This window comes from Nocardioides zeicaulis, from assembly GCF_042432345.1.
GTDB lineage: Bacteria > Actinomycetota > Actinomycetes > Propionibacteriales > Nocardioidaceae > Nocardioides > Nocardioides zeicaulis.
This window is the reverse complement of the sequence record NZ_JBHLXH010000001.1, coordinates 2,701,093-2,712,684: the sequence shown is the minus strand read 5'-3', so window position 1 is coordinate 2,712,684 and position 11,592 is coordinate 2,701,093. Positions and strand designations below refer to the sequence as shown.

Below are 11,592 nucleotides of genomic sequence, written 5' to 3'. Positions count from 1 at the left end.
GATCCCGCGGTCGGCTCAGGAGTTGCTGTAGACCGCCGGGCCGCCGTCGTCGCCCGCGGAGTCGGGGCCGCGCCCGGCCCAGGTCCAGGCGTAGGCCGGGTCCTCGACCGCGCGCCCGCCCTCACCGAGCTCGAGCGGGGCGAAGGTGTCGACCATGACGGCCGACTCCTCGAAGTACTGCACGCCGAGCGACGCCTCGATCGCGCTGGGCTGCGGGCCGTGGGCGTGGCCGCCGGGGTGCAGGCTGATCGAGCCGATCCCGATGCCCGAGCCCTTGCGGGCCTCGTAGTCGCCGCCGACGTAGAACATGACCTCGTCGGAGTCGACGTTGGAGTGGTAGTACGGCACCGGGATCGCGAGGTCGTGGTAGTCGACCTTGCGGGGCAGGAAGTTGCAGATCACGAAGTTCCAGCCCTCGAAGACCTGGTGCACCGGCGGCGGCTGGTGGACCTTGCCGGTGATCGGCATGTAGTCCTCGATGTTGAACGTGTAGGGGTAGAGGCAGCCGTCCCAGCCGACGACGTCGAAGGGGTGCGTGGCGTAGGTGAAGCGCGTGCCGACGACGCCCGCGCTCGTGCGGTGCTTGACCAGCACCTCGACGTCGGTGCCCTCGACCTGGTGCGTCTCCTGCGGGCCGTGCAGGTCGCGCTCGCAGTAGGGCGCGTGCTCGAGGAGCTGGCCGAAGCGGGAGAGGTACCGCTTGGGCGGGTGGATGTGGGAGTTGGCCTCGATCGCGTAGAGCCGCGACGGCTCGGCCGGCACCCAGCGGTGGTCTGTGGCGCGCGGCACGACGACGTAGTCGCCCGCCCGGTAGGGCACCACGCCGAAGACCGTCTCCACCGTTCCGCTGCCGGCCTCGACGAAGACGCACTCGTCGCCGATGGCGTTGCGGTAGAGCGGGGAGGGGTCGGTGCCGGTGACGACGTAGGCGATGCGGACGTCGTTGTTGCCGAGCACGAGGCGGCGGCCCTCGACCGGGCAGGACCCGGTCTCGAGGTCGTGGAGCTTGAGGTGGCGCGGCTTGAGCGGGTGGTTGGGGGTGCGCGACTGGTCGGGCAGCTCCCAGACCTGGCTGTCGACGATCGCGCTGGGCACGCCGCGGCGGTAGAGCAGCGAGGAGTCGGACGAGAAGCCCTCCTCGCCCATCAGCTCCTCGCGGAACAGGTGGCCGTCATCGTCGCGCAGCTGGGTGTGGCGCTGCCGCGGCAGCCGTCCGAGTGCTCGGTAGTGCGCCATCCGCCCGCTCCGTCCGTCCGATCATCGGACACTTTCGTCCGTTATCTGGTGGCTAGAGTAGCCCCGTGACCCCCGACCCTGCACCCCTCGTGTCCGACCCGTGGCGCGGGCTGGTCGACGACGCCGCGATCTTCCCGCCGGGCGACGCGCCGCTCCACGAGGCCACCGCGGCCTTCACCGCCCGTCGCGAGGAGTGGTACGCCGAGCTGGTCGGCACGTTCGTCCTGCGTGACACCGACCTGCCGCTGGTCCGCGGCTTCGGCGGACCGCTGTCGGTCGTGGTCACCGGTGGCGCCGGCCAGCTCGCCGGCCCGCTCGGCGCAGCGGCCCGGCTCGGCCTGCACGTCGCCGCCGTCGAGATCGCGCTGCGCGACCCCGACGACCTGGTCGCCAACGTCCGCCGCGTCGACGCCGCCGCCCGCGCCGCCGACGTCGAGGTGCCCCTCTTCATCGAGGTCCCCGGCCCCGCCACCCCGTCCTGGCTCGCGGCCGCCGACGAGGTCGCCGCCCTCGGTCACCGACTCAAGCTGCGGCTCGGCAACGTCGACCACGCGCTGGTCCCCGGCGCCCCCACGGTCGCCGCCTGGGTCGACGCCGCGCTCGACCGCGAGACGCCGTTCAAGGCCACGGCGGGCCTGCACCGCGCCGTGCGCCACGACCCCGAGGGCGGCGGGGCGCACGGCTTCCTCAACCTGCTGGCCGCGACCCAGCTGCTGTGGGACGGCGGATCGGTCGCCGAGGCGACCGAGGTGCTCGAGCAGCGCGACGGCGCCGCGCTCGCCGCCACCGACCTGTCGTCGGCGCGCCGCTGGATGACCTCCTTCGGGTCGTGCTCGGTCACCGAGCCGCGCGACGACCTCACCGCCCTCGGACTCCTCACCGACCCCACGGAGCAGCCATGACCACCACCCCCGGCACCCCCGGCACCCCCGGCGCCCCCGCCCCCCGCACCACCTGGGTGGACGGAGCCGCCGGCTCCGGCTTCGACGTCGACCACCTGCCCTACGGCGTCTTCGCGCGCTCCGGCGAGCGGCCGCGGGTCGCCGTGCGGATCGGCGACCAGGTGCTCGACCTCAGCGTCGTGGCGGCCGCCGACATGGTCGACACCCACGCTCTGTTCGACCAGCCCACGCTCAACCCGTTCATGGCGGCAGGCCCGGCGGTGTGGGACTCGGTGCGGGCCTGGGTCACGGGGCTGCTCACCGACGAGACCGAGCGCGACCTCGTCGAGCCCGCCCTGGCCCCGGTCGACTCGGTGACGATGCTGATGCCGTTCGAGGTCGGCGACTACGTCGACTTCTACGCCTCCGAGCACCACGCCTCCAACGTCGGCCGGATGTTCCGTCCCGACTCCGAGCCGCTGCTGCCGAACTGGAAGAACCTCCCCGTCGGCTACCACGGCCGCTCCGGCACGGTCGTGGTCTCCGGCACCGACGTCGTACGACCCTGCGGGCAGCGCAAGGCACCCGCCGACGACCTCCCGACCTACGGCCCCTCCCAGCGCCTCGACATCGAGGCCGAGCTCGGCTTCGTCGTCGGCGTCCCGTCGGCGATGGGCGAGCGGGTCGCGACCGCCGACTTCGCGCGGCACACGTTCGGCGTCGTGGGCCTCAACGACTGGTCGGCCCGCGACATTCAGGCGTGGGAGTACGTCCCGCTCGGCCCGTTCCTCGGCAAGTCGTTCGCGACCACGGTCAGCGCCTGGGTGACTCCCCTCGCCGCCCTCTCGGCCGCGTGGACCGAGCTGCCCGGCCAGGACGACCCGCCGGTCCTCGACTACCTCGAGGTGGACGGGCCGGCCGGCCTCGACATCGACATCGAGGTGGTGCTCGACGGCGAGGTCGTGGCCCGCCCGCCCTACCGCACGATGTACTGGTCGCCGGCCCAGATGCTCGCCCACACCACCGTCAACGGCGCGAGCCTGCGCACCGGCGACCTCTGGGGCTCCGGCACCGTCTCGGGCACCGAGCGCGACCAGCGTGGGTCGCTGCTCGAGCTGAGCTGGGGCGGCAAGGAGCCGTTCACCGCGGCGGGCCGCGAGCGGACGTTCCTGGAGGACGGCGACGAGGTGACGCTGCGCTACTCCGCCCCCGGCGCGCTCGGCGGGCGGATCACCCTCGGCGAGGTCACCGGCCGGGTCCTGCCCGCCCGCTGAGGTCGCTGCGGCGACGGCGGCGCGGCCCCTAGGCTGGCGGTCGTGAGACAGCTCGGCCAGCACCCCGCCCCGCGCCACGTCGTCGCCCACCTCTCCGACCCGCACCTGCTGGCCGGAGGGGTGCTGCACCACGGCGTCACCGACAACGTCGCCCACCTGCGCCGCGCGCTCGACCGGCTCGCCGCCGTGCAGCCGGCGCCGCAGGTGCTGGTCTTCACCGGCGACCTCGCCGACCGCGCCGAGCCCGACGCGTACGCCACGCTCCGCTCGGTCGTCGAGCCCGCGGCTGCGGAGATGGGCGCGAGCGTCGTGTGGACGATGGGCAACCACGACGAGCGCGCGCCCTACGCCCGGGCGCTCTTCGGCTCCGACGACGACGGGCCGCAGGACCGGGTCCACGAGGTCGACGGCCTGCGCGTGGTCGCGCTCGACACCAGCGTCCCGGGCTACCACCACGGCGAGCTGACGCCCGACCAGCTGGCGTGGCTGGCCGACGTGCTGGCGACCCCCGCCGAGCACGGCACCCTCCTCGCGATGCACCACCCCCCGCTGCCGGTGCCGATGCTCCGCGCCGCGGAGCTGATCGAGCTGCGCGACCAGCAGGCGCTCGCCGACGTCGTCGCCGGCACCGACGTGCGCGGCATCCTCGCCGGCCACCTGCACCTGACGACCTGGTCGACCTTCGCGGGCGTGCCGGTCTCGGTGGCGTCCGCCAGCTGCTACACCAGCGACCCGGCGCCGGTCGACCGGTTCGTCTCCGGCGTCGACGCCGCCCAGGCCTTCACGATGGTCCACGTCTACGACTCCCGGCTGGTCCACACGCTCGTCCCGCTCGAGCGCGGCCACGAGGTGAGCCACATCGGCTCGGACGTCGCCGAGGCCCTCGAGACCATGCCGCTGGAGCAGGCGGTCGAGCTCGCCTCGGCCAAGGCCTCGCCGTACAACAGCTGACCCCTACTCCCAGGAGACCCCGCAGTGCGACTGCTCCTCATGCGCCACGGCCAGACCCACGCGAACGTCTCGGGCGAGCTCGACACCGCCCACCCCGGTCTCGACCTCACCGACCTCGGCCGCGCGCAGGCCGAGGCCGCCGCGACCGTGCTGGCCGAGGAGCACCTCGACGCGATCTACGTCTCCAGCCGGGTCCGGACCCACCAGACCGCCGCCCCCGCCGCTCGCTCCCACGGCCTCGAGCCGGTCCAGCTCGACGGGCTCGAGGAGATCGCCGCCGGTGCCTTCGAGATGCGCAAGGACCACGACGCCGTCGCCGCCTACATCGGCACCGTCGCGACCTGGCTCGAGGGCGACCTCGCCCACCGGATGCCCGGCGGGGAGACGGGTGAGGAGTTCCTCGACCGCTTCGACGCCGCCGTCCGCACGATCGTCGACGCCGGTCACGCCGCCGCGCTGGTCGTGAGCCACGGCGCCGCTCTGCGGACGTGGGTCTCGACGCGGATGGCGCCCCACCCCGACGCGCCGCCGTCCACCCAGCCGCTGCACAACACGGCGCTGATCGCCCTCGACGGCGACCCCGACGCCGGCTGGGAGCTGGTGTCGTGGCAGGGCCACCCGGTCGGCGGGCACCTGCTCGAGGACCCGACGGCCGAGGACCCCACCGGCGACCTCGACGCCGACGGGGACGGCGAGGTCGGCTAGGCGTCCCCATCCGTTGGGCACGCCCCGCTGGCGGACGGGAGGCCGGCCGTCAGGGGAGCTGCGACCACTCCTGGAGCACGTCCTTGCCCATCGTGCCCGGGAACGACCCGTCGATGATCTGCTGCGCGAGCACCCGGATCTTGACGTTGCGGCCCTGGGAGCACCGGGCGAGGAACGAGAAGGCGCGGTCACGGTCGATGCCGTAGCGCTCCATCACGATCCCCACGGCGGCGGCGATGTCGGTGCGGGTGCGGAGCGCCTGGGTCAGCTGGTCGACCTGGGTCGCGAAGCCCAGGAGCGCGGCGGCGTGGGAGGCGAACAGCTCGGCCAGCTGCACGGTGCCCTCGTCGAAGGCACCGGTCATGTGTGCGTAGAGGTTCAGGCCCGCGGTGCGGGTGTCGTGGACCAGCTGCATCGCGGCCTGGGAGCCCATGCCGAGGTCTGCGGCCCGCGGTCCGTACTGGGGGAATGCCTCGGACACCGACAGGTCGTTGACGAGCACGAAGCGCTCCTCGGTGACCGCCGCGTAGCACGGACCCTCCTCCAGCTCGTACTGGAGGTGGTCGCACCGCTCGGCCAGGTCGTCGGTGGCCGCCAGCGTCCGCAAGGGGCCCTGACCGTCGCGCACGGTGATGCTCACGTGGTCCACGCCCGGGATGTTGCCGGCGGCGCTGTCGGTGAGCAGGTCGAGTGCCGCTTGGCGCGCGGGCTCCTGGTCGGTCGTGGCCACGTCACTCCATCCGGCAGCACACCCCCGTGCCGGTCGCGAGCGGCCCGCCGTCGGGTCTGCGCACCTTGCTGCTCCCTGAGATGTCGCCCTGGCTTGACGACACCGCGAATTTACACCTCCGGCCGCCCGTTCGCCACGCCCGTTCGCCATGCCCTGCGCTGCCGTCCGTGCGACGGGCCGACGTGCCCTGGTCGGCACACCCGCCGATTTCGACGAGGTGGGGCCATGATGGGGGCATGTCAGACGCGAGCCGTCGCCGGGACGGCGTCGACGGGGCTGGGTCGGGCGGCGACCAGAGCGCCGACGCACGCGTCGGCACCGCGGAGGACGTCCTCGCCACGTTCGAGCTGCTGCCCGCGGCCACCGTGTGCCTGCGAGGTCCCGATCACGTGGTGGTGGCGGCCAACGCGGCCTATCGCGCAGCGATGGGCAAGGAGGAGATGATCGGTCTCCCCATCTCCGAGGCCGTCCCCGAGCTGGCCGGGCAGATGGCGTTCGAGATGGTGGACCGGGTCTGGCGGACCGGCCGGCCCGAGGTGCAGCGCGAGTGGCGGATCGAGGTCTACGACCCCGTGGGGGCCCCGTCCGAGATCTTCGTCGACTTCACCGGGACGCCGTACGCCGGCGCGAGCGGCGAGCGGGAGGGCATCATCTTCGAGGCGCACGTCGTCACCGAGCGCGTCCGGCGGCGGGAGGCGGAAGCCCGGGAGGCCCAGGCACGGCGCGAGCTCGTCGCGGCACGTGAGGTCGTCACGTCGCTGCAGCTCGCGATGCTGCCGGCCGGGCTCCCGGCGCTCCCCGCGGTGGACCTCGCCGCCGGCTACATCGTGGCCGAGGTGGACGCGGCAGCGGGCGGGGACTGGTTCGACGCCGTCCCCCTGGGCGAGGGCCGCGTCGCCGTCGTGGTGGGTGACGTCGTGGGACACGGGGTCGAGGCCTCGGCGGTCATGGGTGGCCTTCGCGCGGTGCTGGCGGCGGCGCTGATGAGCACCGGCGACCTGACGGACGCGCTGCGTCAGCTCGACCGCTACGCCCTCACGGTCCCCGGCGCGCACGCTGCGACCGTGTGCGTGGCGGTCATCGATCCCGGCTCGACGCGGGTGTCCTACTGCACCGCGGGTCATCCCCCACCCCTCCTCGTCTCCCGCCGGGGTGCCACCTTCGCTCCCGGCTCCGGGGCAGCCCCGCTGGCCACCGGCGGGCACCTCCCCGTCGCGCAGCTCGACCTGGAGCCGGGTTCGGCGCTGGTGCTCTACAGCGACGGACTGGTGGAACGCCCCGAGCACCATCCTGCAGAGGCCGCGACGGACCTCGCCCACGTCGCCGGGACCGCCTTCCGCGGCGAGACGCCCGGCTCGGCCCACGCCCGGCTCGCCCAACGGCTGTGCACCATGCCGCTCGAGCTGCTGCTGCGCGAGACGGGGCACGTCGACGACGTGACCATCCTGGCCGCGCACCGCCTGGAGCGTTCGGTGCCCGACGTGGACGTCGTGCTGCCCGCCACCCCGGCCGCGATCCAGGACGCCCGGCTCGAGACGGCGGTGCTCATCGGCTCGAACGACCTGTCGCACTCGTCGGCGATGGCGTTCCACCACGCCGTCAGCGAGCTCGTGGCCAACGCCGTGGAGCACGCGTACGCCGACCGGGCCGACAGGTCCCACCCGGGCGAGGTCCGGCTACGGGCCTGCCTCACCGACGACGGGACGCTCCGCGCGGTCGTGTCGGACCACGGACGTTGGCGGGTCCGCGAGCCGGAGCACCGTGGGCTCGGGCTCAGCCTCGTCGAGCAGCTCGCGCACCGCCTCACCATCGAGCACGGGGACACCGGTCGACGGGGCACCACGGTGACCGTCGAGGTGCCGGCACGACGCGACGTGCACCTGTCCACCGCCGCCGGTCCCCCTCCCCCGCACCTCCCGGGCAGCGGCGAGCTCTCCTTGTCCGTGCACGACGGCGAGAGGGGCGGGTCCGCCCGTGCGACGCGCGTCGTCGTGGCCGGTCCGGTCGACCTGCTCGGGGCAGAGCGGCTGAGGTCCGCCCTGCTGGGCGCGGCCGCGGGGCCGTACGACATCGTGCTCGACCTCGCCGAGGTCACCCTCCTGACGAGCCGGGCCGTGCAGGTCATCGCCGAGCTCAGCGCGACGCCGGTGACCGGACCCCGGATCTGGGTCAACGCCCCGGCCGGGTCGCCGGCGGCGCACGTGCTCGACCTCGTGCACCTCCCCGTGCAACGCCTGCCGACGCCCTGACGTCCCCTCAGACGCCCTCGGTGCCGATGCCGGGGTGGACGAAGGGCTGTCCGGCGCGCATCTGCTCGATCGAGCCGGGGTGGACCCGGTCGAGGTGGGCGAGGCCGCGGCGGCGGTAGCGGAGGATCTGCCAGATCCCGAAGGCCCAGAAGAGGTACTGCACCGACAGCGCCAGCTTGAAGTCGTGGAGGTCGTAGGCGTCCATGCCACCCGGCTGCACCAGGTCGAGCACCACGCCGATCAGCGCCATGGTGAGCAGCGAGGCGGTGAAGCCGCCGACGTTGACCAGGCCGTTGGCGCGGCCGATCGCGTGGGCGGGGGTGAACGAGCGGGCGAGGTCGAAGGCGACCATCGACGCCGGGCCGCCGCTCGCGGTGGTGAAGGCCATCACGACGACGAGCCACGCCGGCGCAGCGCCCGGCCACAGCAGCACCGCGGTCCACGGCACGACCATCGCCAGGACGACGCCGATCACGATGAACGAGCGGTAGTACGGCAGTCGCGCCACCAGCCGCGCCAGCACCAGCCCGCTCACCACGGCCCAGGCGGTCATCGCCATCAGCAGCGTGCTCGCGTGCCCGGCGCTCCACCCGAGGCCCTGCACGAGGAACGGGTAGCCCCAGAGCAGGGTGAAGACGGTCGCTCCGAACTGCGAGGTGAAGTGGGACCACATGCCCAGGCGGGTGCCGGGGTTGCCCCACACCGTGCGCACCGACTCGGCGAGCGCGCGCAGCTTGACCGCCACCACCTCGTCACGCCGGTAGGGCGAGTCCTTGACGAGCAGCAGCACCGCCACCAGCAGCACCACGCCGACGCTGGAGGTGAACGCGAACGCGCGGGTCCAGCCGAGGTGGTGCAGCAGGAACGCCAGCGGCCCGGCGGCCACGATCGCGCCCAGCTGCCCGGTGAGCCCGGTCAGCTGGGTCACCATCGGCGCCTGGCGCACCAGGAACCAGACCGTCACGAGCCGGATGACGCTGACGAAGATCATCGCGTCGCCGGCGCCGACGAGCGCGCGGGCGACGACGGCGGCGGGGAACGACTCGGCGAGGGCGAAGGCGAGCTGGCCGACCGTCATCAGCGCGAGGCCGCCGACCAGCATCACCCGGGAGCCGAAGCGGTCCAGGAGCACCCCGACCGGCACCTGCATGCCGGCGTAGACCACCAGCTGCAGCACGGTGAACGTCGCCAGGCTCGTGGCGTTGATGCCGAAGCGGTCGGCCGCGATGATCCCGGCGACGCCGAGCGAGCTGCGGTGGAAGACCGCCAGCACGTAGACCGCGAGCGCGACGAGCCAGATCACCCACGCCCGGCGCCGGCCGATTTCGTGGATCTGCTCGGTGCTCACTCCCCGTCCGCCGCCGGGACGCCGAGGGCCGCCGAGAGCTCGGTCCGCGAGGGCGGGTCGGCCCCCGGGCGCGAGACGTTGATCGCCGCGCCCACGGCGGCGGCCATCACGGCGCCGAGCACGTCGCGGTCGGACAGCCCGCGCAGCACGGTGGCGCCGTCGGTGCCGCGCACGCCGAGAGCCAGCAGGGCGTCGAGCAGCACACCGCTGAAGGTGTCGCCGGCACCGACCGTGTCGGCCACCTCGACCGGGACGCCCGGCACCTCGAGGGCGGTGCCGCCGGGGCGTACGGCGACCGCGCCGTCACCGCCGCGGGTGACCACGACGAGTCCGGGGCCCTGGGTGGCCCAGCGCGTGGCGACAGCGACGTGGTCCTCGCCGGGGTGGAGCCACGCCAGGTCCTCGTCGCTGACCTTGACCACGTCGGAGAGCGAGACCAGCTGCTCGACCCGCGCGACGACGGGCTGGCGGTCGGGGGTGAGGACGGGGCGGGCGTTGGGGTCGAGCGAGACGACGGCGCGACCGCGGTGGGCGCGCACCGCGTCGAGCACGGCGTCGGCGCCGGGGGCCAGGACGGTCGCGATGGACCCGACGTGGAGGACGTCGTGGTCGTCGTCGGGGACCGAGGCCAGGTCCCACTCGAGGTCGAAGACGTAGCTCGCGGCGCCGTGCTCGTCGAGGGTGACCGTCGCGCTCGACGTACGGCCTCCGGCCGGCGCCTGGGCCAGCACCTCGACGTCGCTGCGCTCCAGCCAGGCTCGCACCAGGCGGCCCCGCTCGTCGTCGCCCAGCACCGTCACCAGGCACACGTCGCGCCCGAGCCGGCCGAGCGCGATCGCGACGTTGGCCGGGCTGCCGCCGGGCAGGTCACGGGGCTGCCCGTCGGCGTCGGGCACCACGTCGACGAGGGCCTCGCCGACGACCAGGATGCGGGGCTGCTCGTCGGTCATGGCCCCCATCATGCCGCTGCTCAGCCGGCCGCCGGGAAGGCGGTGGCCGCGGCGAGACCCGGCGCCAGCGGGAGCCGAGGGAGCAGGGTGGCCTGCACCGCGTGGTAGAGGTCGGGCTTGCCCGGCCACACGGTCGCGGCGGGCCGGTTGTGCGGGTCGAGCTCGTGGTGCCACGAGCCCCGCTCGGTGTCGCGGACGTGCTCGTCGACGTAGGCCCACCACTCGGCGTACCGGTCGAGGTAGGACTGCTCGCCGGTGCGGCGGTGCAGCGCGGCGGCGGCCCCGATCGCCTCGGCCACCACCCAGTGGAAGCGTTGCCGCACGACCGGGGTGCCGTCCCAGTCGGTCGTGTAGACGAAGCCGGGCGCGCCGTCGGCCGACCAGCCGTCGGCGACCGCACGGTCGAAGAGCAGCCGGGAGGTCTCCAGCAGCCCGGCAGGCGCGGCGTCACCGAGGCTGGCCTCGACGTGCAGCAGCAGCCGCGACCACTCGAGGCCGTGGCCCACGGTCGCCCCGAACGGCTTGAACGGGTCGTCGGGCCGGTCGCGGTTGAGCTCGAGGTCGGGCGTCCAGTCGGGGCCGAAGTGCTCGGGGAGGCGTCCGTCGTGGGTCGCTGCCAGGTCGGTCGCGAGGCCGGCCAGGCGCGCCGCCCGCTCGGGCCAGGTGCGGTCGCCGGTGGCGTCACCGGCGGCGAGCATCGCCTCGACGGAGTGCATGGCGGAGTTGAGGCCGCGGTAGGGCACGGGCGCGGTCCAGGCGCGGTCCCACTCGTCGAGGACCCGCCCGGCGGCGTCGTCCCAGAACCGCCGCTCGAAGACCTCGGTGGCCTCGGCGAGGAGCGCCTCTCCCCCGTCGAGGCCGGCGGTCGCGGCCGTGGCGCCGGCCAGCACGACGAACGCGTGGGCGTAGCCGGCCTTGGCGGGGTCGACCGGTGCGCCGTCGGGACCGACCGCGGCGAACCAGCCGCCGTCCTCCTCGTCGTGCAGCACGCCGGTGAGCCCTCGCAGCGCAGCCGCCGCGACCTCCGCGCTGCCCTCGACGCCGAGCAGGGCGCCGAGGCCGAAGACGTGGACCGTGCGGCTGGTGATCCACGTGTGCACCGGCCGGTCGAGGTCGGGCACCCCGTCCTCGTCGAGCCACGCGGCACCGCCGAGCGGGTGCGCGACCCGGCGGCCGAAGGACAGCAGGCGGCGCAGCTCGGCGTCGAGCCACGCGTCGTCGGGAGGTGCGTCACTCATCCCCGCAGTCAAGCAGCACGACCCCGGACG

The 11,592-nt window shown here is 74.2% G+C and carries 10 protein-coding genes; 5 read left to right on the top strand and 5 right to left on the bottom strand.

Annotated features, from left to right (window positions below; all coding sequences use genetic code 11):
• Positions 1-15: 15 nt before the first annotated feature.
• Positions 16-1,236 carry a homogentisate 1,2-dioxygenase gene (locus tag ACFFJG_RS13310; protein ID WP_378519210.1) on the bottom strand — a complete coding sequence of 407 codons (1,221 nt, stop codon included), beginning with the start codon at positions 1,234-1,236 and terminating at the stop codon, positions 16-18.
• Between the two features lie 65 nt (positions 1,237-1,301).
• Between ACFFJG_RS13310 and ACFFJG_RS13305 the strand changes: the two genes are divergently transcribed.
• Genes ACFFJG_RS13305 through ACFFJG_RS13290 form a run of 4 tightly spaced genes read left to right on the top strand, consistent with a single transcriptional unit; the run spans position 1,302 to position 5,047 of the window.
• Entirely contained in the window at positions 1,302-2,138 is an 837-nt protein-coding gene (locus tag ACFFJG_RS13305) for a hypothetical protein (protein ID WP_378519208.1), read from the top strand.
• Positions 2,135-3,391 carry a fumarylacetoacetase gene (fahA, locus tag ACFFJG_RS13300; RefSeq protein WP_378519207.1) on the top strand — a complete coding sequence of 419 codons (1,257 nt, stop codon included), beginning with the start codon at positions 2,135-2,137 and terminating at the stop codon, positions 3,389-3,391. Before ACFFJG_RS13305 ends, fahA begins: the two co-directional genes overlap by 4 nt.
• Positions 3,392-3,433: 42 nt before the next feature.
• On the top strand, positions 3,434-4,342 hold the full coding sequence (locus ACFFJG_RS13295) for a metallophosphoesterase (RefSeq protein WP_378519206.1): 909 nt from the start codon (positions 3,434-3,436) through the stop codon (positions 4,340-4,342).
• Positions 4,343-4,366: 24 nt separating this feature from the next.
• Positions 4,367-5,047 (top strand): histidine phosphatase family protein, encoded by a 681-nt coding sequence (locus ACFFJG_RS13290; protein ID WP_378519205.1) that lies wholly within the window; start codon positions 4,367-4,369, stop codon positions 5,045-5,047.
• A gap of 49 nt (positions 5,048-5,096) precedes the next feature.
• Here ACFFJG_RS13290 and ACFFJG_RS13285 read toward each other — a convergent pair whose 3' ends face one another.
• Positions 5,097-5,777 carry a GAF and ANTAR domain-containing protein gene (locus ACFFJG_RS13285; protein ID WP_378519204.1) on the bottom strand — a complete coding sequence of 227 codons (681 nt, stop codon included), beginning with the start codon at positions 5,775-5,777 and terminating at the stop codon, positions 5,097-5,099.
• Positions 5,778-6,013: 236 nt separating this feature from the next.
• Here ACFFJG_RS13285 and ACFFJG_RS13280 point away from each other — a divergent pair, with 236 nt between their 5' ends.
• The gene (locus ACFFJG_RS13280; protein ID WP_378519203.1) at positions 6,014-8,026 is read left to right on the top strand and encodes a SpoIIE family protein phosphatase; all 2,013 of its coding nucleotides are present in this window, start codon (positions 6,014-6,016) and stop codon (positions 8,024-8,026) included.
• Between the two features lie 7 nt (positions 8,027-8,033).
• Here ACFFJG_RS13280 and ACFFJG_RS13275 read toward each other — a convergent pair whose 3' ends face one another.
• The 3 genes from ACFFJG_RS13275 to ACFFJG_RS13265 are packed head-to-tail and all read right to left on the bottom strand — an operon-like array spanning position 8,034 to position 11,562.
• Entirely contained in the window at positions 8,034-9,374 is a 1,341-nt protein-coding gene (locus tag ACFFJG_RS13275) for an MFS transporter (RefSeq protein ID WP_378519202.1), read from the bottom strand.
• Positions 9,371-10,324: a carbohydrate kinase family protein gene (locus ACFFJG_RS13270; RefSeq protein ID WP_378519201.1), complete on the bottom strand. Its 954-nt coding sequence runs from the start codon at positions 10,322-10,324 to the stop codon at positions 9,371-9,373. Before ACFFJG_RS13270 ends, ACFFJG_RS13275 begins: the two co-directional genes overlap by 4 nt.
• Before the next feature lie 20 nt (positions 10,325-10,344).
• A complete protein-coding gene (locus tag ACFFJG_RS13265) occupies positions 10,345-11,562 on the bottom strand; it encodes an AGE family epimerase/isomerase (RefSeq protein WP_378519200.1) in 1,218 nt (405 codons plus the stop codon).
• Positions 11,563-11,592 lie beyond the last annotated feature (30 nt).